Here is a 25,038-nt window from a genome sequence, read left to right as displayed (position 1 = left end):
GCACGAACCAGGCCACGGGGCCCCACCGCCGTAAGGAAGCGATGTCGCACGACACGAGGTACCAGTTGCTCGGCCGCGACCGCGAACTGGAGACGCTGGACCGCCTGCTGCGGGACGTGCGCGACGGGCACAGCCGGGTGTTGGTGCTGCGCGGGGAGGCCGGCATCGGCAAGTCGGCGCTGCTGGAGCATGCGGCCGCGCAGGCGGCGGGGGCGGCGCGGGCCGGACAGTCCCGGCAGGTGCAGGTGGTCCGCACCGCGGGCGTCGAGGCCGAGTCGGACTTCGCGTATTCGGCGCTGCAACAGCTTTGCGCCCCGCTGCTGGCGCACCTGGACCGGCTGCCGCCGGTGCAGCAGGAGGCGCTGCGTGTGGCCTTCGGACTGAGCTCGGGCAACCCGCCGGAGATGATGCTGGTCGGAATGGCGACGCTGGGGCTGTTCGCCGAGGCCGCGGCCGCCTCGCCCCTGGTGTGCCTGGTCGACGACGCGCAGTGGCTGGACCTGATGTCGCGGCTGGTGCTGGCGTTCGTCGGGCGGCGGCTGGACGCCGAGGCGGTGGCGCTGATCTTCGCCGAGCGGCTCGCCGACGGCGAGGCGGACGGGCCGGCCGGGCTGGCCGGGTTGGCAGGACTGCCGAGTCTGGCCGTGACCGGCCTCACGGACGCCGACGCGCGCACGCTGCTGCAGGAGGCGCTGCCCGGCCAGGTCGACGCGCGCGTGCGCGACCGGATCGTCGCCGAGTCCGGCGGCAACCCGCTGGCCCTGCTGGAGCTGCCGCGCAGCCGGACCGCGGCGGAGCTGGCGTTCGGCTTCGGCGGTCACGGCGGGCACGGCCCTCACGGCAGCGGACCGGGCATCGCCGGTGCGGGCGTGGCGACCCGCGTCGAGGACGGTTTCCGCCGACGCGTGGAGGCGCTGCCGCCGCAGACCCGCACCCTGCTGCTGGTGGCAGCCGTGGAACCCGTCGGCGACGCGCCGCTGCTGTGGCGGGCCCTGGACCTGCTGGACGTCGGCCCCGACGCGGCCGCCCCGGCCGAGGCCGCGGACCTGATCACCATGGGCGCCCCGGTCCGCTTCCGCCACCCGCTGGTGCGCTCGGCGGTCTGGCGCGGAGCCGACGCCGTGGCCCTGCGCGCGGCGCACCGCGCCCTGGCCGAGGCCACCGACGCCGACCGCGACCCCGACCGCCGGGCCTGGCACCGGGCCCACGGCTCGGTCGAACCGGACGAGGACGTCGCCGCGGCCCTGGAACGCTCCGCCGACCGGGCCCTGGCCCGCGGCGGCCGGGCAGCGGCCGGTTCGTTCCTGGAGCGCGCCGCCGCGCTCACCCCGGACGCGCAGGGCCGGGCTCGCAGAGCCCTGGCCGCGGCGCAGGCGTACCTGGATTCCGGACTGCTGACCCGGGTACCCGACCTGGTCACCGCCGCCGAACTGGGCCGTCTGGATCCGCTGCAAGGAGCCACCGCGGCCCGCCTGCGCGCCATGGCCACGCACATGGTCAACCCCGGCCACGGCGCGGTCGGCCCGCTGCTCGACGCGGCCGCCGGACTGCGCGACCTGGACCCGGCCGCCGCCCGCCTCACCTCCCTGGTGGCCCTCGGCGCGGCCCTGAGCGCCGGCCGCAACGACCAGGACGGACTACGCCGCGCCGCCGAGGTCGTGCGCGACCTGCCGACCGGCCAGGACGCCGCCGGCCAGCTGGCGCGGGGCCTGCTCACCTGGGCCGTGGACGGACCCGTCGCCGCCGTGGCACCCCTGGAGCAGGCACTGCGCTCGTTCGCCGACAGCCAGGGCCTGCCGCTGCTGTGGTACGCCGCGAGCGTGGCTATGGAGCTGGGCGACCTGCGGGCACTGCAGGACATCACGGAGCGTGCCGTGCGCTCGGCCCGCGAAACCGGCGCGCGCTCAACCCTGCCGTGGGCACTGGCGCACCGAGCCGCCGCCGTCGGATACGCGGGCAGCTTCTCCGAGGCCGAGGACCTGCTCGCCGAGGCCGCAGCCGCGCAACAGGCCGTGGGTATGCCGACGGAGAGAGCGGCCAGAGCCGTGGTGGCGGCCCACCGAGGACGGAAGCAGGCGGCGCTGGAACTGGCCGATTCCATGGACCGCAACGGCGAACAGCAAGGGCTGGGACGCCAAATCGGCCTGGCGGCATACGCGCGGGCGATCCTCTACAACGGCTCGGGCGACTATCCCTTGGCATTGCAGGCCGCGACCCGAGGCTTGGAGTACCCGGACTTCGCCATCCACTACTGCACCCTGAGCGAACTGGTCGAGGCCGCGACCCGAGCCGGCGAACCGGCGACGGCGGCACACGCCTGCGAACGCCTCTCCGACTGGACGCGCGCCGACACCCCCTGGGCCCTGGGCGCATGCGCACTCGCCTCCGCACTCACCGCAGAGCAGAAGCTCGCGGAGGACCGCTACCGCGAAGCGATCGACCACTTCACCCGAGGCGGCCTCGGCACGTTCACGGCCCGCGCCCGCCTGCTGTTCGGCGAATGGCTACGCCGCCAAAACCGTCGCTCCCAAGCCCGCGACGAACTGCGCGCAGCCCACGAGGCGTCGATCACCATCGGCATGGAGGCCTTCGCCGAACGAGCACGCCGGGAGCTGCTCGCCACCGGCGAGACGGTGCGCAAGCGCACGGTCGGCGCGCCGGTGCTGACGCCGCAGGAGGCGCAGATCGCGCGGCTTGCCGCGGCTGGCCAGTCGAATGCCGAGATCGGGGCGGAGTTGTTTCTCAGTCCGCGAACGGTGGAGTGGCACTTGCGGAATGTTTTTGCCAAGGCGGGGATTTCTTCGCGGCGGGAGTTGGGTGGGGCGCTTTTGCGGTGAGGGGGAGTGAGCGGGGCGCTCAAGAAAGCACCACCCCCAACTCCCGCCGCGAACTGATCCCCAGCTTCGAAAACACCTTCCGCAAGTGCCACTCCACCGTCCGCGCGCTGAGAAACAGCTCCGCCCCGATCTCAGCGTTCGACCGTCCATCGCGCGCCCGCCGAGCGATCTGCCGCTCCTGCTCCGTCAGCTCGGCCGCCTGCTGCGCCGCGGGCCCGGCGACGGTCACCCCACACGCGGCCAGCTCACGTCGCGCACGCTCCGCGAACGCCTCGGCGCCCATCTCCGCGAACCGCCCGTGTGCCGCGCTCAGCTGCTCCTGGGCCTCGGCAACGCGTTCCTGCCCGCGCAGCCACTCGCCGTACAGCAGATGCGTGCGTGCCAGCTCAACGTGCCCTCGGCTCCGGCCGAGCCGTTCGATCGCCTCCCGATAGTGCGCATCGGCCTCGGGCCCTTCGCTGATCAGTGCTCGCAGCCGCGCCTGCGTCCCCAGGCCCCAGTCGGTGTCGCTCGGCGTGGCGCTCATGGCGATCTGCTCCACCGCCTGTTCCGCCTGCGCCCTGTCCCCGCAGCGCACCGCCGCCTCGACGAACTCGGTCAGCGCCCAGTAAGCGAACGCTGAGCCCCTCGGATCCGCGGCAGCCAATGCCGCGTCCCTGGCCTCGGCGAAGCGGCCGAGACCGTTGAGCAGGACCGCCGACGCGTACTGCACGAACGTCAGCCCGTTCCCATCGCGCCGCTCGCTCGCCGCCACCTCAGCGACCCGCAGCAGCTCAGTGGCCTCATCCACCTGGCCGCGCCAAGCCGCCACCCCCGCCACGTCGTAAGCCGGCCGGTCCACACCGATCGCCGCCAAGACGGCGTCCGACTCCTCCAACAAGTCCGCCGCGGCCTGGAACTCCCCCGCGTGCAGATGCGCCAGCATCCGCTGCGAATGCGCGACCGGCAGCATCCCCAGCGCACCGGTGGCTCGGATATGCCGGACGTTCTCCGCGGAAATCCGTTCCCACGCCACATCGTCCCACGTCGCGAAAGCGCCGTAACACGCCAGCGACAACCACCGGGTCGCCTCGACCACCGACAGCCCCTCGGCCTCGAGCGAAAAGGCGTCCAGCGCCCGCCGCACCATAGGCGCACCCGCGCTGTGCCCCTCGGTGTAAACAACAGCCAGCGCGTCAAGCAGCAGATCCTGCGCACGTGCTTGCCGGTTCGGCCCCGGTGCCGGTGCGGCAGCCGCAGCCTTGGCCACCTCGGTGACGGTCACCTCGTCGGCGAACCGGCCGACCCTGAGCGCATAGATGATCGCGTCCAGATACGTCTCGCGGGCCAGCACCGGATCGAGCGCCTCGAACTGCCGCGCCGCCTCCAGCAGCAGACTCGGCGCCAGCGCCGCACTGCCGGTGACGAACGCCAGATGCCCCCGCAACTGCAAGACGTGCGCCGCGCGCAGCTCGTCGTACGGACCGGACTCCACCTTGTCCAGCAACACCTGTGCACCCTCCGGTGCGCCGGCGTGGTACTTGTCGCGCGCGGCAAGCAGTTCACGCTCGGCACGCACCACCGGATCCGGCGTCAGCGCCGCGGCACGTTCCAAGAACGCAGCCGCCGCGGCCAGCCCGCCCCGGGACTGCGCCCGAGCCGCCGAGTCCTGCAACTCGGCCGCCACCGCCTCGTCCTGATGCTCGGCAGCCTGTGCCAGATGCCAGGCGCGCCGGTCCGGATCGGCCTCGCGCGACGTCGCGTCGGCCAGGACCCGGTGCACCCGGCGCCGGGCCTCGGCCGAGGCCGCGTGGTAGACCGCCGAGCGCACCAGCGGATGCCGGAACGCGAAGCGCAGCCCGATCGTCAGCAGTTCGGCGTCCTCGCAGGCGCCGCCGGCGTCCGGGCTGAGTCCCAGAGCCGCGGCGGCGCGCCAGATCAGCACCGGGTCGCCGGCCGATTCGGCGGCGGCGAGCAGGAGCAGTTCCTGGCAGTCGGCGGGCAGTTCGGCGATCCGGCGCCGGAAGCTCTCCTCGATCCGGCCGGTCAGCGCCGTGGCCTCCAGCAGGCCGAAGCCGCCGGCCAGGCGGTCGGGGGACGCCAGCGGAAGTTCCAGCAGGGCCAGCGGATTGCCGCGCGCCTCGGCCAGGATCGCGGCCCGGACACCGTCGTCCAGCGGCCAGCGCACCACCGAGTCCAGCAACTCCCCGGACGCCGCCGGAGCGAGTCCCCCGACGCCAAGCTCCACCAGGCCGCGCATACTCCGGATCGGCGTACGGCTGGTGATCAGCACCAGGATCGACTCGGCACGCAGCCGGCGCGCCACGAAGGCGATCGCCTGCGCCGAGGCCTCGTCCAGCCAGTGCGCGTCGTCGACCGCGCACAGCAGCGGACCGCCGCGCGCCGCCTCGGCGAGCAGGTTGAGCACGCCGAGGCCGACCAGGAACGGACCGGGCCGGTCGCCGGCCCGCATCCCGAAGACCGTCGCCAGCGCCTCGGCCTGCGGCCCGGGCAGGTGGTCGACGCCGTCCAGCAGCGGCAGGCACAGCCGGTGCAGGGCCGCGTAGGGAAGGTCCATCTCGGACTCGACGCCCGAGGCTCGCAGGACCCTGACACCGACGGCGGAGCGCACGGCGTGGTCCAGCAGCGCCGTCTTGCCGATGCCGGCCTCGCCCGACAGGACGAGCACGCCGCTGGCGCCCTCGCGCGTCGCCTTGAGCAGCGCGTCCAGTCGTGCGCATTCGGCGCGACGGCCCAGCAGCTTCATGGCCGACCTCCCTGGCCTGTCCCCTGGCCGGTTCCCTGGCGTGCGCCGGCCAGGGTTCGCCACGGGGGCGAACTGTGATGGCGGCGGGAGAACGTGGCGTCATGGATTGGATTGAGTTCATGGCCGCCCGCACCCTGTGCGAACGCTGCGGGGCGCGCTTGGGCCGCAAGGTGAGCGTGGCCCCCCGCCTGCAGGACGCGGGAGGCATCGGCATGGGTCCCGGTATCGCCGTCGGCGCACGCTGCCGCGGCTGGCGGCGTCACCCGCACACCGCCCTGGTCAGCCAGGGGCGTGACGGGCTCCGCTTCGGGACGCTGAAGCCGTACTGAGCCGGCTGGGTGGAACGGGGGCACGCCGGGTAGCATATCAACCAAATAGTTAGTTAGCACAGGAGCCGATCCATGCAGCGCGACGCTGAAGCCACCAGGCTGCGTCTGATCACCGCCGGCCGCGCGGAGTTCGCCGCCCGCGGCCTGACCGGGGCCCGGGTGGATCGCATCGCCGAGGCCGCGCAGGCCAACAAGGCGCAGATCTACCACTACTTCAAGAGCAAGGCCGGGCTGTTCGACGCGGTGTGGGAGGACGTGCTCCGGGAGACCGTCGAAGGACTGCCGCTGGACGTCGAGGACCTTCCCGGCGCCGCGGCCCTGCTGTGCGACGCCTACGTCGACCATCCGGAACTGTCGCGGCTGATCACCTGGCGCCGCCTGGAACGGCTGGAGCACGAGGACCCGGCGGCCCCGGCGGCCCCGGCACCGATGGCGCACGACGTCCAGGGCCGGATCGCGCTCATCGAACAGGCGCTGCGCAACGGCGTGATCGGCGGCCGCTTCGACGCCGACGTGCTGTTCGCCCTCATCCTGCACGTCGCCGCGTTCTGGGAGTTCACCAGCCCGGACGTGATGGCCTCGGTGTCGGTCACCGACCGGGAGGGACGCCGCGAGGTAGTGCGGTCGGTGACCGCCGCGCTGCTGGAGGGCGCTTCAGAAGCCTGACGCGGAAGCAGAAGGGGCGGCGGTCCGCAGACCGCCGCCCCTTCTTCGTTCGAGCTTCCTCAGACCGGCTCAGAGACCCAGCTCTTCTTAGAGACCCAGGTCGGCAGCGAGGCACGAGAACCGCCGCCCCATGCTGTCGGAGTCGAAGGCCTCCACAGCCTGGTTCGCCGGCAGTGCCGGCTGCTCCGCGACCATGTCCTCGAACGCGACGCGATCGGGCAGCGCACCGAACCGGGCTGTGCGCGCGTCCACCGCGTCGTTGTGCACGCTGGGGTCGCTCACTTCGGGACTCTCCTTACAGGTAGTCGACGTCGACGACGGCCTGGGCGAACGCCGTGGGCGCTTCCTGCGGCGCGTCGTGCCCGATGCCGGTGAAGACGCGGTGCTGGTAGGCGCCGGTGAAGAAGCCCCGGTAGGCGCTGCCGTCGGTGGAGGCCAGGAACGGGTCCAGCGCCGGGTCGATGGTGATGGCCGGCACGCCGATGGTGGGCTTGGCCGCCAGCAGCGTCTCGTAACGGTCGTAGCGGCGCTCGCCGTCGGCCAGGCCCAGGCGCCAGCGGTAGTTGTGGATGACGATGGCCGCGTAGTCCGGGTTGGTGAAGGCGGCGGCGGTGCGGCCGAACGTCGCGTCGTCGAAGTTCCACGTCGGGGAGACGTCGTCCCAGACCAGGCGGCACAGGGCGTCGCGGTCGGCGGGGGTCTGCATGGCCGTCTGGCCGCGGTCGGTGGCGAAGTAGTACTGGTACCACCACACCTGCTCGGCCTTGGGCGGCAGCGGGTTCTTCTGCGCCGCGACGTTGGTGATGAGGTAGCCGGAGGTGGAGACCAGGGCCTTGACGCGCTCGGGCCACAGCGCCGCCATGATGTCGGCGGTGCGCGAGCCCCAGTCGAAGCCGGCCACGACCGCCTTGCCGATGTGCAGCGCGTCCATCAGCGCGATGATGTCCAGGGCGATCGCCGACTGCTGCGCGTTGCGCATGGTGGCCGAGGACAGGAACGTGGTCGAGCCGTGGCCGCGCAGGTAGGGCACGATCACCCGGTACCCGGCGTCGGCCAGCAGGGGCGCCACGTCGACGAAGCTGTGGATGTCGTACGGCCAGCCGTGCAGCAGGATCGCCACCGGGCCGTGCTTGGGGCCGGCCTCGGCGTAGCCGATGTCCAGCACGCCGGCCCGCACCTGCTTCAGGGACGAGAAGGTGGTGTGCGTGCCCGGGGTGATGGTCGGGATGACCGGGGCCTTGCGGCCGAGGCTGCCGTGGCCGTTGCCGCCGCCGTTGGAGGAGCCGGCCGCGAAGGCCGCCGACGCCGCACCGGTCGACACGGCCGTCGCCGCCGTGGCGCCCACACCGAGCCCGACCGCCTTGGTGAACGTCCGCCTGTTGATCATATGGAGAGTCCTTCCTGGATCTTCGCTGTCGGCACAACCCTCCATCCCTGCCCCGGCGACGCACATCAGTCACATGACGTCCAGACACTCTGACCTCGTGTTCGACCGTCACATTCAGTCATCCGACTGTTTCCCGTCCCGCCATCGGTGACGGACGCTTGATCCGTGAATCGCATCCCCGTTGTCCTCATCCACGGTGCGTGGCTCCACATGTCGTCCTGGAAGGGCTGGACGGAACGGTTCTGCGCGCACGGCTACGACGTCCACGTGCCGCACTGGCCCGGCGAACCCGAAGCCGTCCCGCAGGCCCGCCGCGACCCGGGTCCGCTCGGCGGCTTCGGCCTGGACGAGCTCACCGCGCACTATGAGAAGGCGCTGCGCGAGCTGGACAGCCTCCCGGTCCTGATCGGACATTCGGCCGGCGGCCTCATCGCCCGGCAGCTGCTCGACGCCGGTCTGGCCCGGGCCGCGGTGGCCATCGCGCCGATGCCGGGACACGGCCCCTGGCCGGAGCCGGCCGGAGCCGGCGGCGGGCTCGCGATGGGGTCCGAGGACTACGTGCCGCTCCCCCAGCCCCAGTTCCGGCACACGATCGCCAACGCGGTGGGCGAGGACGAGGCCGCGCAGCTGTTCTCGCGCTACGTCGTCCCGGCTCCGCACCGGCTCCTGACCGACCTCGGGCTCGACGGCGAAGCGCCAGAGAGGGAGCAGACGCTCACGCCCACGCCCACGCCCACGACGGCGCGCGGCCCGCTGCTGCTGATCTCCGGGCAGGAGGACCGCATGGTCGCCGACGCCGTCACGCGCGCGACGTACAAGCTCTACGGCGACTCCACCGCCGTGACGGACCTGAAGCAGTTCGCCGACCGGGGCCACTCGCTGGTGATCGACAGCGGCTGGCCGGCGGTCGCCGACTATGTGCTGGCCTGGCTCGCCGCCAACGGGATCACCGGTGCGGGCGAACAGGGGTAAGGGCACTGAGGGGGCCTATGCCCTCAGCTCTCCGGCCCCTCCTCCGTCCGGCTCAACGCATCCCGCAGCGCAGCCCGCGTCGTGATCCCCAGCTTCGGAAAGATCCGGTACAGGTGCGAGCTGACGGTGCGCGGCGACAGGTGCATCCGCTTGCCGATCTCCTTGTTCGTCAATCCGCTGGCGGCCAGGTCGGCGATCCGCCGCTCCTGCCACGTCAGCGACGCCAGGTTCAGCATCGAGGCGCGCGGCACGGCGCCGGTCGCGCGCAGCTCGGCGCGGGCCCGCTCGGTCCAGCCGGAGGCGCCCAGCCGCTCGAAGGCCTCGGCCGCCGGCAGCAGGAACTGCCGCGCCGCCGCGCGCCCCTCCACATGCCGCACCCGGATTCCGTGCGCCAGCCGGATCCGCGCCAGTTCGAACGGGAACCGCGAGGCCTCCGGCTGTGCCTCGGCCAGCGCGAACATCTCCGCGGCCTCCTTCTCCGACTCCGCCGTCATCGCCAGCGCGCCGTAGGTGATCAGCGCCAGACGCGGCGAGAGAGTCGGCAGCCCGGCTTCGCGGGCGGCCAGAGCGTGCTGCCGGGCCTGTTCGGCGCGGCCGGTGTGGCGGGCGGCTTCGACCAGGTCGAGCAGAGTGCGCGGGGCCTGATACGCGTAGGGGCGGAACTCCCCCGGCGGTGTGATGCCGATGGCGTACAGGTACGCGCTCTCGTAGTCGCCCGCGCTCAGCGCCGCGGTCGCGCCGGCAGCGTCGGCGAGCTGGGTCAGGAAGCCCAGGCCGCGCGGCCGGGCCCAGGCGTCCACCTCGGCCTGCAGGTCGCGCGCCGGTCCCAGCTGTCCGCGCAGGGCCGCGAGCTGCGCGAGGTACGCGCGGCTCTGGGTGGCGAACAGCTCGTGCCCGTGCTCGACCGCCAGGTCCAGGACGCGCCGGCCGGTGTCCTGCGCGCCGTCCCATTCGCCGACCGCCATCTGGTCCAGCATGATCAGGTGCAGCATCACCATGCCGCTGGCCACGGCGCCGGTCTCCAGTTCGCGGTCCACGATGCCGCGCAGGTGCGGACGGAACGCACCGAGCTGGTCGAGGTGGTACGCGGCCACGGCCAGACGCGTGACCTCCCACGGCTCCTGGCCCGCGAGCTTCGCAGCGGCCTGTTCGATCGCCTCCGCGCTTCCGGCGCCGTGCCGGATCACGTCGCTCCAGGTGTTGCCGTACAGCCGTGAACGCTCGGTGATCCGGTCTCCCAGATCGGCCAGCAGGCCGTGGGTACGCTCCCAAGCCGTGCGGTCGCCGGCGTATTGGCTGATCGCCAGCAGCAGGTTCACCAGCCGGGTCAGGACCTCGTCGGCTTCGGCGGCTCCGGCGGCTTCGGCGGCTCCGGCGGCTCCGGCGGCTTCGGCCGGCGCCGTCTGGACCCGCCGCTCGATGGCCGAGGCGACCTGGCGGTGCGTGGACAGGACATCGCCGTCCTGATACAGCGCCTGGTACGCCGTGGCGAGCACCGAGGCCGGCGCGTCGGCCGAGCCGGGCCCGAGTCCGTACTGCACGATCCGGTGCGCCTGGCCGAGGCGGGCGGCGTGGCCGGCGACGAAGGCGGCGTCGGCCAGGCGCCGGGAGCGTCCGGTGTGCTCCTCGCTGAGCTCGGCGGCCCGGGTCAGCCAGGCCACCGCGGCCAGGGCGCCGCCGCGCTTGGTCGCCGACTCGGCCGCCGCCTCCAGGATGTCGGCGACTTCCTCGTCGGGGTCGACGGTGGCCGCCGCCAGGTGGGTCGCGCGGCGCTCCAGGTTCTCGCGGTGCACCTGGGCCAGGCCCTGGTGCGCGGCGCGGCGCTGATTGGGGGTGGCCATCTGCACGACCGCCGAGCGCACCAGCGGGTGACGGAACGCGAAGTCGCCGGTGGCCGGCTCGATTTCCAGCAGCCCGGCGGCCACCGCCTCCTCGGCCTCACGCATGCGGTAGCGCGCGCCGGGACCCGTCCCGGTGCCGGTACCGGCGCCGATCTGTCCGGTGCCGGCGCCGATCTGTCCGGTGCCGGCGCCGTCGAGGGCGCCCATCAGCAACTCCTCGCGCATGGCCTGACTCAAGGCCGTGATGCGGGTGCCGTACAGCTGTTGCAGACGCCGGGGCAGCGGCATCCCGAGCTCCCCGACCAGGCTTTCCAACCCTGCCTCGCCCTGGGCCGCGCCGCCGAGGTGCGCGGGCAGCTCCAGCAGCGCCAGCGGGTTGCCGCGGGCCTGCTCCAGCACCATGGCGCGGATCTGTTTGCCCAGTGTCGGGAACCGTTGGGTGAGCAGACGCTCGGCGTCCTGCTCGCTCAGGGCGGCGACGGGCAGTTCGGGCAGCGCGGCGGTGTCGAAGCGCGAGGCGATGTCGGTGCGGACGCCGACCAGCAGCTTCACCGGGCTGCCGGCCAGCCGGCGGCCGACGAAGCCGCAGATGTCGGCGCTGGAGTCGTCGAGCCATTGGCCGTCGTCGAGGACCAGCAGCAGGGGTCGGCGCGCGGCGGCCAGGGACAGCAGGCTGAGAACGGCGATGCCCAGGGTCATGACCGAGGGCGGGGCGCTGTCGGCGCGGCCGAAGACGGCCTCGAAGGCCGCCTGGCTGCCGTCGTCGAGGTCCGCGACGCCGGCGAGCATCGGATGCAGGAACTGGTGCAGCCCGGCGTAGGGCAGCGCTGATTCGGCCTCGACCCCGGCCGCGCGGATGACGGCGTGGCCCTCCTGCTCGGCCACCGCCGCGGCGTAGGCCAGCAGCGAGCTCTTGCCGACGCCGGTCTCGCCCCGCAGGATCAGGGCCTGGCCCGCGGCAGCCTTGACGAACGCCGCGAGCTCGGCCTGTTCGGCCTCCCGGCCCACCATCGCCATGCCGATGGATTCCATGCCCTCCCCCAACTTCTTTCTTTGTCGTGCCGTGCTAGTGCTGGCTTCGGGACCTCGCCGATCGGACGGATCAGCGGTACGTCCCGCGGCGCGGCCGCGGCGCTGTCCGCGGCCTCACTCCAGTCCGGCGGCCCGGGCCATGTGCGCCGCGTACCACACCGGCCAGTCGGCGTCGGGGTGGCCGAGTTCGCCCTCGTACTTGGCGTGTGCGGCCTCGGCGTCGCGCAGCGCGAGTTCCAGGTCGGCGGCCGAGCGATAGACCACGTGCCCGATACGGCCTGGGCGGCGCGTGGTGACCTCCTGCAGGACGAAGGTGTTGCCGTCCGGGTCGGCGAAGGAGGCGAACGATCCGTAGGACTGCCGCGCCGGATGCGGGCCGGGGACCCGGTCGACGGTGCCGGCGTGGTGGAAGACGCCGCCGGCGTCGTGGAACACCTCGCTGACCTCGACGCCGTGCGCCAGCAGCTCCTCGCGCGCCGCGACGACGTCGTCCACGATCAGGTGCACCCCGCGCTCCGACCCCGGCGCCGCGTCGGTCACGCCGCTGCCGATGATGAACGAGGCCGCCGACCCCGGCGGCGTCAGGTGCACGACCCGGAACCCGCCGGGCCCGGGGAAGTCGACGTCCACCCGGAACCCGATCCCGGCATAGAAATCCTTGGCCCGGTCCACATCCGACACCGGAAGCACCACGACCTCAAGCTTGAAGTCCACCATCGTCCCGCTCCTCCGCCCAGCTCGATGCCGGTCGGCATCCGCCGACAACGATTCCTGGAACACGGGGCGATCACCCCAGGGGTGGACCCTGGCCCGTACCCGGGTCCGGGCCCGGGGCGGCCGGGGTGCCGGGCCCGGGCTGACGGGTCCCGGCCATCTCCTGGCGGGGTGCGCCGAAAAGCCTCTGGCAGAGCGTGCGCAGAGCTACGTTGGTGGGCATGCCCCATCGCCGCCTGTTTATAGCCGCCGCGTCGCTCGTGCTCGTCGCCGGGGGCGCGATCGCGGTGACGGCCGCGGCAGGCTCGTCGAGCAAGCCGGCCACGCCCTCGCGCTACCAGGACTACCTCGGTGGCGGCAGCGGATCCACCGGCCAGTCCGATGATCAGTGCGACAAGCCGGTAGCGCAACGCACCGGCGGTTGGGTGTGCCCTCCCACCAGCGACAAGTAGCTTCCGAAGATTTTCTGGGCCAGCCTGTAGTAATGCCGCCTGCCCGTTCGTCAATCCCACGAAGACCGACAGCGGCGCGAGTCGCCGGCCGACGAACTGTGAACGGAGCAGTCACATGAGGTACTTGATGCTGGTGTGCGTGGACCCCGCCGGGACCAGGGAGGAGATCCCGGGGGCTCCCGACGTCGAGGACTGGGTCAAGGACAACGACGCCAAGGGCGTCCGCCTCATCGGCGAGCGCATCCGCCCTGACAGCGACGCGACCACCGTGCGGGTACGCGGTGGCGAGGTGCTGCTCACCGACGGGCCCTACGTCGAGACCAAGGACCTGATCGCCGGGTTCGACGTGCTGGAGTGCGCCGACCTCGACGAGGCCGTGGAGGTCGCCTCGCGGCATCCGATGGCCTGGTACGGGGTGATCGAGCTGCGGCCGTTCTGGTCCGGCGGCCAAGAGTAGGACGGGCCCTGGGGCCCCGGGGGGGGGACCCACCGCGCAGGCGGAGGGGAGGAGGCGGCGATGACCGAGAAACCGGCGAGCGAGGTGATCGCCGCCCTGTACGCCGACGGCTGGAGCCGGATCGTGGCCACCATGATCCGCTTCACCGGCGGTGACTGGACCCTGGCCGAGGAGTGCGCGCAGGACGCCTTCACCCAGGCGCTGCGCCGCTGGCCCGAGGAGGGCGTCCCCCGCCAGCCCCTGGCCTGGCTCACCACCGCCGCGCGCAACCGCGCCGTCGACGTCTGGCGCCGGGCCTCCACCGAGGCGGCGAAGCTGCGCCAGTGGGCCGCGTGGGAGTCCGAGGCGCCGCCGGCCTACACCCGCGACAGCGAGATCCCGGACGAGCGCCTGGAGCTCATGTTCACCTGCTGCCACCCGGCCCTGAACCTCGACGCGCAGGTGGCCCTGACCCTGCGCTCGCTGGCCGGCCTGAGCACCGCCGACATCGCGCGCGCCTTCCTGGTCAGCGAGCGCACCATGGGCCAGCGCATCTTCCGGGCCAAGCAGAAGGTGGCGCACGCCGTCATCCCGTTCCGGGTCCCGCCGGCCCACCTGCTGCCCGACCGGCTGCCGGCCGTGCTGCACGTGCTGTACCTGCTCTACAACGAGAGCTACAGCGACCAGGAGCAAAAGGCCCGTCTGAGTACGGAGGCGATCCAGCTGGCCCGCGTCCTGGCCACCCTGATGCCGGACGAGCCCGAGGCCCAGGGCCTGCTGGCCCTGATGCTGCTCCAGGAGGCCCGCCACGCCACACGCCTGGACGGCGACGGCGAACTGGTCACCCTGGAGCACCAGGACCGCTCCCGGTGGGACCGCGGCCTCATCGACGAGGGCACCGCGATCCTGGAGCGCGCGCTGCGCCGCCGCCGCGCCGGACCGTTCCAGATCCAGGCAGCCATCGCAGCGTGCCACGCGACCGCGCCTGGCTTCGAGGACACCGACTGGCCGCAGATCGTCGGGCTCTACGACCAGCTGCGGCGCGTGCTCCCGAACCCGATGGTCGATCTGAACCGGGCCGTCGCGCTGGCCATGGCGCAGGGCCCTGAGACGGGGCTGGCCGAACTCGACGCGCCCGCCGACTCCGGACGCCTGGACGGCTACCACCTTCTGCACGCGACGCGCGCCGACTTCCTGCGCAGGCTGGGGCGCGAGGACGAAGCGGCGGACAGCCTGCGGACGGCGCTGGAGCTGGCACCGACCGATGCCGAGCGGCGGTTGCTGGAGCGGCGGCTCAATCCAGCAGCATCTTGATATAGGAATCCAGCCGCTCCTCCACGGCTCGTGTGGTCAGCTCCGGTCTGCCTGCCTCCCGCCATGCATGTGCGATGGCCACCACCTCTTCCGAGCACGCCAGCGGATCCCGCACCATCCAGTACAGCCGGTCCCCCGCATCTGCGGCCAGCACCCCGCCGGCCTCCTCATACGCTTCGGCGAACCGCCGGCCCCATACCGGACCGTGCAGCAGTGCGAGGTTGGTCGAGCAGTGCGCCACGTCGAGATCGGCCGGGCCCCAGGAGGTGGCCGCCCAGTCGACGACCCCGGTGATGTGTGTGCGTGCCGGCCCTGATGGGAGTACATCGAAAAGCACATTGCCGGGCTGGAAGTCGCGGTGCAGGAATCGCCCTTCATAGTGCGGAGCGAGCTCGCGGATCACGTCGATGGCCGCAGCCCACGCCGCCGCGTCGGCACGCCGCGGTACCACGACGGTGTCGGCGGTGGTCAGCGTCTCGTACTCCGGCGGACGTTCGGCGGGCCGCACCGCGTGGATCGCCGCCAGCTGGCGCGCCAGGAGCGGCACGCGCGTCTCCACCTCGTCGTCGGTGAGGACCGTCCGGCCCGGCAGATGGGTCATGAGGAGCGAGGGATACTCGCAGTCGGCGGCGGTCGCATCGACGGCGACCAGTCCGGGAACGGTCAATCCGGTCCCGGTGAGCAGTGTCAGGGCGCCGGCTTCCCTGTTCAGCGAGTCCTCGGCGCGCTCCAAGCGAGTCGGATCGACGAACGACCGCAGCACCAGCTGACGGATGTCTCCGTCCTGCGTGCCGATGGTCAGCTTCCGCATTTCGGCGGTGATCCCGCCGTGCAGCGCCTCGACGCCGACGATCTGCTCACCGGCCCGGAGATGCCGCTTCACCCATTCCAGCGTCAACGGTCGGACTGTCATACGAGCAGCGCCTCGAGCTCGGCAAGCCGCCCGAACACGCCGGGCAGGCCGCGCACGCCGCTGCGCACGGCCTCGTGCGACAACGCGAGATCAGGGCCGGTGCTCGCCTCGACCCCGGCGAGGCACCGCAGGATGTTCCACCTCGTGTGTCCCAGCCAGCCGCCGATCATGAACGCGAACCAGCTGGGCCCGGACGGCGGCAGCACTCCGCCCCCGGCGACGTAGCCGTCCAGGACCGAGCGGAAGACAGCGGGCCTGATGTCGTCAAAGCCGGGTCCCTTCGCCAGGCTCAGCGCGGTCGAGCCGAGCTCACCGGACAGGTCGATCATCCCCGACAACTCCCAGTCGAGCACCACCGGCCGACCCCGGCGGGCCAGCAGGTTCCACGGTTGGATGTCCCCGTGAGTCAGCACCACCGGGCCCGGCCGTTCGCAGGTGTCGAGGAAGCGCGCGATCGCCAGGAGCGTCTCGACCTCGCCGGCCAGTTCCCCGGCCCACGGCTGTCCGGTCGCCGCCGCCCGCGCGGCGAGTTCGGGCCAGTCCCGGGCCGCCGGTTCCTCGACCGGCCCGGCGGGCCACGCGACATCGAGCGCGTGGATGCGCGCGAGGATCTCGCCGATCTCGAACGCGTACTCCTCCGACACCGGCGCTTCCGGCACCTTCTCGCCCTCGACCCATCGGTGGACGAGCGTGCCGTGGCCGGCCGCGATGGGCTCGGGCATCGGGATGCCGGCGGCGAAGGCGGCCCGCTCGAACCGGAACACGTCCTCACCGTGGTAGGCCCAGCGGCGGTCGACCAGGTTCAACTCCTTCACCGCGAACGACCCTTGATCGGTGTCGAGCCGGTACATCCGGTTGGCGAACCCGCCGTGCACGCGGGTCATCGGCCCGACCGGTGTGCCGAGATGCGAAAGATTCACCTGCGCAGGCTAGGGGTCGGCAGCTCGTCGACGCACCGGGCTTTCCTGAGCGGTGTACCTACGTACACCCCGCAAACACCATGTAGGGCCATCGTGCGAGCACGTCCCGACTCGGAGACTTGAGGCATCACCTCAGTTCGTCCATCTCGGGGAAAAGAGAGCCATCATGCGTTCACACAGCCGCCTTCGCAAGCACACAGCGAAGTCCGTCGCGGTCGGCGCGGCGGGCGCGCTGCTGCTGGCCGTCGCTCCCGCCGCCTCGGCCGCCTCCGCCGGCGCCGGCGCGAACGCTGCGGAATCAGGCCCTGGCGCTGCCGAGCTCGGCCGCCAGCACCACGAGCGCGGCCGGTTGTTGTCGGTGACCGAGGTCGCGGCGCTGTCCCCGGCCCAGGTGCAGGCGGCGGTCGTCCCGTTCTTCGGCGACACCAAGCGGGTGCGCTACGCGGTCACCGACTACCGCATCACCTACAGCACCGTCGACCCGCAGGGCCGTCCTACGACCGCCAGCGGCCTGGTCGCCCTGCCCAGCGGCGCCGGCGACCGGCTGAGTGTCATCTCCTACGACCACGGCACCAACCCGACCCGCGACGCGGTCGCGTCCGTCACCGCCGGCGGCGGCGACCGCGAGGCCGTCGAGCTGTTCGCCTCGGCCGGATACGCCGCCGTCGCCCCGGACTACCTGGGGCTGGGCACGGGCCCCGGAGTCCATCCGTACATGGATCTGGCCTCTGAGGTCACCGCCTCGGAGGACATGCTGACGGCGAGCCGCGCCCTGGCCGGGCAGCACGACACGAACCTGAACCCGCGGGTCGACGTCACCGGCTTCTCCCAGGGCGGCGCGGCGGCGATGGGTTTCGCACACGCCATCCAGCAGGGCCAGGCCGGCGCCTACTGGCATCTGGGAGCTGTCGCCCCGATGAGCGGCCCGTACAACGTGCGCACCGCGGAGATCCCCGCGCTGCTGCACAATTCGCTCAACCCTGAGAGCGAAGTGCTCTACATCTCCTTCTGGTCCGTGGCGATGAACCGGATCTACCACTTCTACGACAACCCGGCGGAGGTCTTCCAGCAGCCGTACGCCTCCATCGTCGAAGGCCTCTACGACGGCAACCACACCGAGCAGGACATCCTGTCGGCGCTGCCGAGCAGCCCCACGGCACTGCTCACCCCGCAGTACCTGGCACGTTTGCAGCACCCGACCGGCGCACTGCTGAAGGCGATGACGCAGAACGACGTCTCCTGCGACTGGCACCCGAACGCCCCGGCGCAGATCTACGGCGCCGACGGAGACGACGGCGTCGCCTTCGCCAACGCCCAGCAGTGCCAGGCGCAGCTCGCCGCGCACGGCGACCGCGTCAAGCTGGTCGACGTCGGCGACGTCGACCACAACACCTCGGCGGAGCTGGCCACGCCGCAGGTGCTGGCGTTCTTCACGGAGAACGAGCGGTAGGACCGTCGCCGTCGCGGGGTCCCACGCCTGATTCGGGCGTGGGACCCGGCGACTGCTTTCGGCTATCTCAGCGTCCTTCCAATCCCTTCACGTTGTCCCCGAACGTCCATCCCAGCGACCCGTCCCAGTTGATGGACCAGGTCATCAGCCCCTTGATCTGTCCGCCGACGCTGTTCCACGCCTGCGAGACCAGCGACGGCGTCATGTACCCGCCGCCGGCGCCGGGCTGCGCGGGCAGGCCGGGGACCTGGTGGTCGTACGGCACCTTGATCGTCGTGCCCTGGATGGTCAGGCCGTTGTTCAGGCACTGGGTCTGGACCTGGAAGCCCTGCACCGTGGCCGCCTCGTAGGAGTCGCCGGAGCAGCCGTACATGCTGCCGTTGTAGTACTGCATGTTCAGCCACCACAGCCGGCCGTTGTCCATGTACTTCTTGATGATCGGCAGGTACGCGCCCCAGATCGAACCGTACGTCACGCTCCCGCCGGTCACGTACGCGGTCTCCGGCGCCATGGTCAGCCCGAAGTTCGAGGGCATCTGCGCCAGCACGCCGTCGATGATGCGTTCCAGGTTCTGCTGCGAGGTGGACAGGGTGTTGATGTTTCCGCTGTCGGTCAGGCCGGTCTCGATGTCGATGTCGATGCCGTCGAAGTTGTACTGCTTCAGGATCGGCACGATCGTCGCCACGAACTTGTCGGCCGCCGCGCTGGAGCTGAGGTCGACGCTGGCGGTGGCGCCGCCGATCGACATGAGGATCGTCCCGCCGGCCGCCTTCTCGGCGCAGTAGTCGGCGGGAGAGCCGACCTTGACGTTGGTGTCCATGCCGTCCTGCCACTCCACGGTGCCGTCCGAGAGGATGACCGGGAAGGCGGCGTTGATCACGTTGTAGCCGTGCTGCTGGATCCGCGGGTCGTCGATCGGGATCCAGCCCAGACCGGGGTGCACGCCGTTGAGCGCGCCGTCCCAGTTCTCCCAGTACCCCTGGATCACCTTGCCGGCCGGGCGCGACTTGACCGGGCAGGTGCTTCCACCGGGCGCGGAGGAGGAGCTGGAAGAGGACGGGCTGGTCGGCGTCGAGCTCGTCGGCGTGGTCGGTGTCGTGGGTGGTGTGGTCGGTGTGGTCGGCGTGGTCGGCGGCGTCGTGGGGGTGGTGGCCGGGGTGGTGGGCGTCGTGCTCGGGGTCGTGGGCGGCGGTCCGGCCGGGCCGGTCAGCGCCAGGTCGTCGGCGTAGTACACCGGCTCGGCGTACCAGCCGTGGAGGTAGACCTGCAGGGAGGTCTGCGACGCGCCGGTCGTGAACGACACCGACAGCTGCTGCCAGCTGGTCGTCGACGGCGTCCACGTGGAGGTGCCGCCGGTCACGCCTATGTAGACGTAGGACCCTTCGACGTACCCGGAGAACGTGTACGCCGTGTTCGGCTGTACCGAGACGGTCTGCGTGCACTGGGCGTCGTCCGAGCTGCTCGGCGTGCCGGCCAGCGCGTGGCTGCCGGAGCGCACTGGCGTACCGACGACGGCTCCTGTACCGGCGTCGCACGTCCAACCGGACAGGTCCCCGGTTTCGAACCCGGGGTTGGTCAGCAGGTTGCCGGACGCCGCAGCCGGGGCCGAACCCGGGGCGGCGGTGGCGTCCGCGGCGAAGCCCGCGGCCGCTCCGGCGAGCGCGAGCGCGCCGGCCGCTGCCCCGGCTGAGGCGAGCAGTTGTCGTCGGCGAGAACTGAGATTCCTGAGCATCAAACGTCCTCCAGGCAGCACTACATGGCGAGTGGGCGGATGCGCCTGCTGCTCCGGAGCTGCGGCTAGCACGCAGATTGGACTAGACCTGTGGGGCTGTCAAGACGTCTGGCTTGACCGTTTCCGGCGGGGGTGTAAAAGGGCAGCGCCGCTCTCAGCGCGCCAACGGCGCCACGGTCCCACCGATGTCCAGCACCCCGGTGATCGCCGGCGCCGAGGCGCCCTCGGCGGGCAGCGCGGCCGTGTGATCGGGTGCTGCGACGGTCGCCGAGCCGACCTGCATCGAGGTAACGTGCCGCGATCCGGAGAGCAGGTACTGCTTGCCCTGCGGCGAGCGCCACCGGATGTCGGCGACGATGTGCTGCGAGAACCGGCTGCACGTGCGGCCCTCGGCCTCCGATCCGGTCTGCTGCCCGGGCGCGCTGCCCGGCGGCAGGAACGTGGTGGCCGTGGAGCCGGTGTGGCCTCGCGCGGCGACTGCGCGGCGCCGTGTGAGGGTGCCGGGGTGAAGGTCAGGTGCGCGCCGGTGACGCCGCCCAGATCGGTGATCAGGAAGGCGTGGTGTTCGGCGACCAGCGGCGAGGAGCGCAGCTGGAGCGCCGGCCAGTTCGCACAGCCGGTCGCCGGCGGGCGCGGCACCTCGGCGGTGACGCCGTTCACGGTGCCGACCGTCCGGGCCAGCACGTCCGGCTGCCGGAAGTCGCGGGCGGCGACCTCCACGACCCACGGCGCGACCAGCCACCGGTCGCCGGCCCCGGTCGAGCGCAGCAGCACGGCGCCGCCGGAGGTGACGTCGGAGTCGTCGGCGCGGGTCAGGTCAAGCCGCACCGGGTCCTCGGCGCTGGGGTTGTCGGGGCGGGTGTAGCGGGCCAGCCGGGTGGCGTCGGCGAGGAGGACGACGGTGGCGCCGTCCAGCCGGCCGTTCCACAGCACCCGCACCGGCGCGACCGGGGCCGCGGCCGAGGTTCCGGGCCCGGCTTGCACGATGCCGGAGCTGGAACCAGAACTAGAACCAGAACTAGAACCGGAGTTAGAACCGGAGGCCGCACCGGACCTAGTGCCGCGGCTGGCAGCGTTTGCCCGGTAGTTCGCGGCGCGCCGGACGGGTTCCGCCCCGGCTGGTGCCGTCGCGGGACACTGAGAGCGAGCGTTATCAGCCGTGGCACTAGCCAGCGGATCGGTTCTCATCGAGGGGTGAGACTTGGTCGTCTGGCCAGCACTCCGGGTTCTGGTAGATGCCAGGCGTGCGGTCAGGGGTGGCTTCGGTGATAGGGCCGTATTCCCATCCGTTGGCGCGCACGGTCACCACATTGTCGGTGACGACGAGCCGCCAGACGTCGCCGGCCTCCTCGCCCCGGGCGTCGACGGCGCCGTTCACCACGTGGCCGGGCAGGAGGAAGTGGCTGATCAGATACGCTATCCACTTCTCGGGCTCGTAGAACTGCGGCCCCCCGTTCCACCGGATGACGTTCCCCTCGCCCGTGGCCTCCCAGTGGCACCACCGGCTTGGCAGGCCATCGCCATGCCTGGTCTCAGCGAAGCGCCGCAGGAAGGCGACCTCGTCAGCGGTCAGCGGCGGCATGACAGCGAAAGCGCCCACAAATTCCGTCTGATACCCCACGGCGCAGACGGTAGCCGAATGCGCCGACAGAAGAGCCCCGTGAACAACCAGGCAAACGTTGCCAGCCGCGGCACTAGAACCAGAAGTAGGACCAGAGGTAGAACTGGTCCGGGCCGCGAGGGCGGCCGTCACGGCGGAGCCATCGGCCCCGGCCGGGCTGCGGTCGGGCCAGGCGCTGAAATCGGGGCGGGCGGTGTGCAGCCACAGGTCGGCGGGGACCTGTGTGAGGGTGATGGTCCCGTTCGGCGTCGTCACGACCGAGCGGACGGCCGCCGGCGCCGGCGCCGCGGCAGATCGACCGGTCCGGTGCGCAGTGTGCAGGGGTCGAACTCGCTGGACGACGCCACTTCGGCCGGGTGGATCAGGGCCATGCGCTGCCCGGCGGCGACGCCGTTGCGGTGGTTGACGACTCCGGCCTGGGCCAGCACCGTCTCAGCCTGGCGGTTGGTGAGCCCCTCCAGGACGAGCAGCGCGTAGGCGGCCCGGGCGACCGGGTCGGCGTCGCGGAGGGCGGCCGCCAGCCGCAGCTCGGCGTAGGCCGCGTCGGCCTCGGTGCTCCCGGCGCCGGGGCCGAGGACCGGTCCGCGGCCTGCCGAACGGTGGCGGGGATGCGGGACGGACAGCCACGCCGTGAGCGACCGCAGACCCGGCACGCCGCCGCGCGGCAGCGTGTTCTGCACGATCCCGTGCGCCGTCAGGGCTCGGTTCCGGACGCGGCTGGTCGGAGATCTCAGGGCACGTCGTCACCTGGGAGAAGGGCGACGTCCTCACCCTCCCCGCCCACACCCCGGCCACCCACCACGGCCTCACCGACGCCGCGCTGTACTGGGTCACGGACGAGCCCCTGCTGCGCCACCTCGGCGTCACCCCGAAGACCGCACGCTTCCGCCCGGCCAAGTTCCCCCGCCAGCGCCTCACCGACGAGCTCGCGGCGATCGCCGGACGCCCCGGCGCCAACGCCAAGAACCGGGTCAGCGTCCTGCTGGCCAACGCCGAGCAGACCCAGACCCTGACCATCACGCACACCCTCTGGGCGATGTTCGGCCTGCTCCCGGCTGGCCAGATCCAGCGTCCGCACCGCCACCAGTCGGTCGCGCTGGACCTGATCCTGGACACCCCGGAAGGCTGCTACACCCTGCTCGGCGACCGCCTCGACGACCGCGGCGAGATCATCGACCCGGTGCGCGTGGACTGGGTCCCCGGCGGCGCGTTCATCACACCGCCCGGCAAGTGGCACGCGCACGTCAACGAGACCGGCACCGACGCGCACCTGATCCCGATCCAGGACGCCGGGCTCCATACTTACCTTCGTTCCCTGGACATCCGCTTCAGCGACCGTCGCTGAAGCCCTGTCAGCACCCGAACAGGCAGCACGAGCACGAGAGAGGCGGGGATGACCGACACCGGCAAGGCCTCAGCGGCCGAGCGCGCATACACCTACACCAGGCAGCAGATCCTCAGCGGAGCCTTCGCCGCCGGCGATCTGATCAGCGAGGGCGAGATCGCCTCGGCGACCGCCCTGAGCCGCACCCCGGTGCGCGAGGCGTTCCTGCGCCTGCAAACCGAGGGCGCACTGCGCCTGCACCCCAAACGCGGCGCGCTCGTCGTCCCCGTCTCGGTGGCCGAGATCCAGCAGGTGCTCCAGGCCCGCCTGCTGATCGAGGCCTTCGCCGCCGAACAGGTCATCGCCGCCGACGCCGACACCCGCGCCGAGCTGGCCGCGGAACTGACCGCCTCGATGCACCGCCAGCAGGAACTCGCCGCCGCCGGAGACCACACCGGCTTCGTCGCCGAGGACCGGACCTTCCACGAGCTGATCGTGCGCACGGCGGGCAACGACCTGCTCGCCGACTTCTACGACGTCCTCCGCGACCGCCAGCTCCGCATGGGCAGCCACGCACTGCGCCGCACCGCCGAACGCCGCCACAGCATCGCCGCGCAGCACGCCCGGCTGGCCGAGCTCATCGCGACCGGCACCACCGAGCAGTTCAGGCAGGCCGCCGAGGAGCATCTGCGGGGGACGCGGGAGGCGCTGCTCGGGCTGCCGGTGTGATCGGATCAGATGGGATCGGGACTTTCACATGAGATCGGGATCTTCACACGGCTGATCAGAATCAGATCGGCGAGCAGGCCGGCGCACCCTCGCGGCAGTACAGAACCAGCCCGGGCAAATGGGGAAAGCCCGTCGCCACCCAGAGCTTGTGCTGCTCCACGAGCTTCTGCACCCCGTGCTCCATCGTCCACATCGGGGCACCGACGCCGGTGCTGTGAACAAGGTAGTAGTCAGGGTGGTACTCGTCGGTCCAGGCATCGAAGTGGCGCTCGCCTATGTAGCGGGCGTTGTCCGGGTTCACCAGGCCGAGGATGTCGACGATATTGAGATGCGAGTAGTACCCCAGGGTGCCGATCTCGTCCGCCGCCAGCGTCGAATCGGCGGGCACGTTGTTCACCAACCACTTCGCAGCCGACTGATACCGGTCTGGACCACCGCCCTGCGCGGGAAGATTCAGAAGCGCGAGTCCGGTGACCAGCGTGCCGATCGCCATCGCCGCCCCGACTTGAGTCGACCCGGCGGCCCTGGCTCCGGCCAGGCCGCGGCCGAACAGCGAGGCCACGTCGGTGATTCCCAGCCCTGCGTAGCAGAAGTAGAGGAAGAGGAGTGGGGCGTAGTACCAGAAGTAGTCAGGGATGTGCAGGAAATAGAAGAAGGACGAATAGCCGACGGCGAACGCCAGGATCGGTAGCGTCTGCCGGATTCGGACGAGTACGCCGACGATCGCAAGCGCCGCGAGCCCCTGCCACAACCAGGACTTGTCCTCGAAGAACCAGGACTGCATGTAGCGGCGCGCGTCCAGGAACTGCTCGTCGTCCCACAGGCCTGATTGTCCCTGCCAGATCTTCGCATGCGCGGTGGCCGGCTCGAATGTGCCGTAGTACAGCCAGTTGAATGTGTAATGCGTGAGGAGGATCAGCGCGGGAGCGATAAGGATCCGCCAGGAGGGCAGGGGCCGCCTGCGGATCAGATGGTCCGCGACGAGCATGACGAGCAGGATCGAACCCTCTCCACGGGTCAGAACCGTCAACGCCCCGGCGATGGCCAATGCTTGATAGCGCTTGGTCTCATACAGGTAGAGGCATGCGACGATCAAGAACAGGAAGAGGCCGGTCTCCATCCCGTAGGTGCTGTAAAAGTAGGGCAGCGAGAAGCCGGCACACAGGCCGAGCGAGATACCGAGCCCCTGCCCGCGCAGCCGGCCCCACTGGATCGCCAGCACGGCGGCGGCGAGCATGAACACCGTGGAGAACACCCACGCCTCATGCACCGGCGTGTCGAAGAACCATCCGAACGCGAGCATCACGTACGCGTAGAACGGCGCCGTCAGCCCGTTGAAACGCTGGCCCCGGTTGTACACGAGTCCGTCGCCGTCGAAGAAGTTCCGGAAGTATCGATCGTAGATCAGCGAGTCGTCGACGGCGGTATGCCGATAGCGCCAGCTGTTCACGAGGATCACGGCGATCACTGCGACCGTGGCCGTGAGCACAGGAAGGTTCGCGGCGATGAAGCCACGATCGCGTATTCGACGCAGGAGCATGAGTGCCTTCCAGGAACCGCTGAAATCGACTGAACCCCGAGTATCGAGTTCGCAGTAAGGCTGGACAAACACTTAAGTAATCG

General features: G+C 71.5%; 22 protein-coding genes and 1 pseudogene. 11 read left to right on the top strand and 12 right to left on the bottom strand.

Annotated elements, in window-relative coordinates; translation table 11 throughout:
• Positions 1–41: 41 nt before the first annotated feature.
• Complete coding sequence (locus ABH926_RS17460) at positions 42–2,837, top strand: AAA family ATPase (RefSeq protein WP_370366680.1); 2,796 nt, start codon at positions 42–44, stop codon at positions 2,835–2,837.
• Positions 2,838–2,856: 19 nt separating this feature from the next.
• On the opposite strand, the gene ABH926_RS17455 is transcribed toward ABH926_RS17460, so the two are convergent.
• Entirely contained in the window at positions 2,857–5,583 is a 2,727-nt protein-coding gene (locus ABH926_RS17455) for an AAA family ATPase (protein WP_370366679.1), read from the bottom strand.
• A 101-nt stretch (positions 5,584–5,684) separates the two neighbouring features.
• Between ABH926_RS17455 and ABH926_RS17450 the strand changes: the two genes are divergently transcribed.
• Both ABH926_RS17450 and ABH926_RS17445 read left to right on the top strand, forming a co-directional pair.
• Complete coding sequence (locus ABH926_RS17450; protein ID WP_370366678.1) at positions 5,685–5,912, top strand: hypothetical protein; 228 nt, start codon at positions 5,685–5,687, stop codon at positions 5,910–5,912.
• A 72-nt stretch (positions 5,913–5,984) separates the two neighbouring features.
• The gene (locus ABH926_RS17445; RefSeq protein WP_370366677.1) at positions 5,985–6,578 is read left to right on the top strand and encodes a TetR/AcrR family transcriptional regulator; all 594 of its coding nucleotides are present in this window, start codon (positions 5,985–5,987) and stop codon (positions 6,576–6,578) included.
• Positions 6,579–6,665: 87 nt separating this feature from the next.
• Here ABH926_RS17445 and ABH926_RS17440 read toward each other — a convergent pair whose 3' ends face one another.
• Positions 6,666–6,860 carry a hypothetical protein gene (locus ABH926_RS17440; RefSeq protein ID WP_370366676.1) on the bottom strand — a complete coding sequence of 65 codons (195 nt, stop codon included), beginning with the start codon at positions 6,858–6,860 and terminating at the stop codon, positions 6,666–6,668.
• Positions 6,861–6,873: 13 nt separating this feature from the next.
• The gene (locus ABH926_RS17435) at positions 6,874–7,965 is read right to left on the bottom strand and encodes an alpha/beta fold hydrolase (RefSeq protein ID WP_370366675.1); all 1,092 of its coding nucleotides are present in this window, start codon (positions 7,963–7,965) and stop codon (positions 6,874–6,876) included.
• A 165-nt stretch (positions 7,966–8,130) separates the two neighbouring features.
• Here ABH926_RS17435 and ABH926_RS17430 point away from each other — a divergent pair, with 165 nt between their 5' ends.
• Positions 8,131–8,937 (top strand): alpha/beta hydrolase, encoded by an 807-nt coding sequence (locus tag ABH926_RS17430; RefSeq protein ID WP_370366674.1) that lies wholly within the window; start codon positions 8,131–8,133, stop codon positions 8,935–8,937.
• A 23-nt stretch (positions 8,938–8,960) separates the two neighbouring features.
• On the opposite strand, the gene ABH926_RS17425 is transcribed toward ABH926_RS17430, so the two are convergent.
• Both ABH926_RS17425 and ABH926_RS17420 read right to left on the bottom strand, forming a co-directional pair.
• A complete protein-coding gene (locus ABH926_RS17425) occupies positions 8,961–11,810 on the bottom strand; it encodes an AAA family ATPase (protein ID WP_370366673.1) in 2,850 nt (949 codons plus the stop codon).
• Positions 11,811–11,924: 114 nt separating this feature from the next.
• A complete protein-coding gene (locus ABH926_RS17420; RefSeq protein WP_370366672.1) occupies positions 11,925–12,527 on the bottom strand; it encodes a VOC family protein in 603 nt (200 codons plus the stop codon).
• Between the two features lie 218 nt (positions 12,528–12,745).
• Between ABH926_RS17420 and ABH926_RS17415 the strand changes: the two genes are divergently transcribed.
• From ABH926_RS17415 to ABH926_RS17405, 3 genes are all read left to right on the top strand, one after another.
• Positions 12,746–12,976 (top strand): hypothetical protein, encoded by a 231-nt coding sequence (locus tag ABH926_RS17415; protein WP_370366671.1) that lies wholly within the window; start codon positions 12,746–12,748, stop codon positions 12,974–12,976.
• Positions 12,977–13,091: 115 nt separating this feature from the next.
• Entirely contained in the window at positions 13,092–13,433 is a 342-nt protein-coding gene (locus ABH926_RS17410; RefSeq protein WP_370366670.1) for a YciI family protein, read from the top strand.
• A gap of 60 nt (positions 13,434–13,493) precedes the next feature.
• The gene (locus ABH926_RS17405) at positions 13,494–14,726 is read left to right on the top strand and encodes an RNA polymerase sigma factor (protein ID WP_370366668.1); all 1,233 of its coding nucleotides are present in this window, start codon (positions 13,494–13,496) and stop codon (positions 14,724–14,726) included.
• Here ABH926_RS17405 and ABH926_RS17400 read toward each other — a convergent pair.
• Together ABH926_RS17400 and ABH926_RS17395 are read right to left on the bottom strand one after the other, a co-directional pair.
• Positions 14,707–15,639 (bottom strand): phosphotransferase family protein, encoded by a 933-nt coding sequence (locus tag ABH926_RS17400; RefSeq protein WP_370366667.1) that lies wholly within the window; start codon positions 15,637–15,639, stop codon positions 14,707–14,709. The genes ABH926_RS17405 and ABH926_RS17400 overlap by 20 nt on opposite strands.
• Complete coding sequence (locus ABH926_RS17395; protein WP_370366666.1) at positions 15,636–16,559, bottom strand: phosphotransferase family protein; 924 nt, start codon at positions 16,557–16,559, stop codon at positions 15,636–15,638. The genes ABH926_RS17400 and ABH926_RS17395 overlap by 4 nt, the downstream gene beginning before the upstream one ends.
• Positions 16,560–16,725: 166 nt before the next feature.
• Here ABH926_RS17395 and ABH926_RS17390 point away from each other — a divergent pair, with 166 nt between their 5' ends.
• Positions 16,726–18,009 (top strand): alpha/beta hydrolase, encoded by a 1,284-nt coding sequence (locus ABH926_RS17390; RefSeq protein ID WP_370366665.1) that lies wholly within the window; start codon positions 16,726–16,728, stop codon positions 18,007–18,009.
• 67 nt (positions 18,010–18,076) lie between these two features.
• Here the strand turns inward: ABH926_RS17390 and ABH926_RS17385 are convergent, their stop codons facing one another.
• Together ABH926_RS17385 and ABH926_RS17380 are read right to left on the bottom strand one after the other, a co-directional pair.
• A complete protein-coding gene (locus tag ABH926_RS17385; protein ID WP_370366664.1) occupies positions 18,077–19,741 on the bottom strand; it encodes a glycosyl hydrolase family 18 protein in 1,665 nt (554 codons plus the stop codon).
• Positions 19,742–19,895: 154 nt separating this feature from the next.
• Positions 19,896–20,024 carry a hypothetical protein gene (locus tag ABH926_RS17380; RefSeq protein WP_370366663.1) on the bottom strand — a complete coding sequence of 43 codons (129 nt, stop codon included), beginning with the start codon at positions 20,022–20,024 and terminating at the stop codon, positions 19,896–19,898.
• 243 nt (positions 20,025–20,267) lie between these two features.
• Between ABH926_RS17380 and ABH926_RS17375 the strand changes: the two genes are divergently transcribed.
• On the top strand, positions 20,268–20,606 hold the full coding sequence (locus ABH926_RS17375) for a hypothetical protein (RefSeq protein ID WP_370366661.1): 339 nt from the start codon (positions 20,268–20,270) through the stop codon (positions 20,604–20,606).
• 300 nt (positions 20,607–20,906) lie between these two features.
• Here the strand turns inward: ABH926_RS17375 and ABH926_RS17370 are convergent, their stop codons facing one another.
• Both ABH926_RS17370 and ABH926_RS17365 read right to left on the bottom strand, forming a co-directional pair.
• On the bottom strand, positions 20,907–21,362 hold the full coding sequence (locus ABH926_RS17370; RefSeq protein ID WP_370366660.1) for a hypothetical protein: 456 nt from the start codon (positions 21,360–21,362) through the stop codon (positions 20,907–20,909).
• A gap of 251 nt (positions 21,363–21,613) precedes the next feature.
• The gene (locus ABH926_RS17365) at positions 21,614–22,042 is read right to left on the bottom strand and encodes a hypothetical protein (protein ID WP_370366659.1); all 429 of its coding nucleotides are present in this window, start codon (positions 22,040–22,042) and stop codon (positions 21,614–21,616) included.
• Positions 22,043–22,071: 29 nt separating this feature from the next.
• Here ABH926_RS17365 and ABH926_RS17360 point away from each other — a divergent pair.
• Both ABH926_RS17360 and ABH926_RS17355 read left to right on the top strand, forming a co-directional pair.
• Positions 22,072–22,707 (top strand): annotated as a pseudogene (locus ABH926_RS17360) (cupin); the annotation flags it as partial.
• Positions 22,708–22,755: 48 nt separating this feature from the next.
• Positions 22,756–23,415 carry a GntR family transcriptional regulator gene (locus tag ABH926_RS17355; RefSeq protein ID WP_370366657.1) on the top strand — a complete coding sequence of 220 codons (660 nt, stop codon included), beginning with the start codon at positions 22,756–22,758 and terminating at the stop codon, positions 23,413–23,415.
• Positions 23,416–23,476: 61 nt separating this feature from the next.
• On the opposite strand, the gene ABH926_RS17350 is transcribed toward ABH926_RS17355, so the two are convergent.
• Positions 23,477–25,027, bottom strand: a complete 1,551-nt coding sequence (locus ABH926_RS17350) for a hypothetical protein (protein WP_370366655.1) — start codon at positions 25,025–25,027, stop codon at positions 23,477–23,479.
• Positions 25,028–25,038 lie beyond the last annotated feature (11 nt).

The sequence above is a fragment of the Catenulispora sp. GP43 genome (genome assembly GCF_041260665.1).
In the GTDB taxonomy this organism is placed as follows: domain Bacteria; phylum Actinomycetota; class Actinomycetes; order Streptomycetales; family Catenulisporaceae; genus Catenulispora.
Note: the sequence above shows the minus strand (reverse complement) of the source record. Positions and strands in the feature narration are given on the sequence as shown.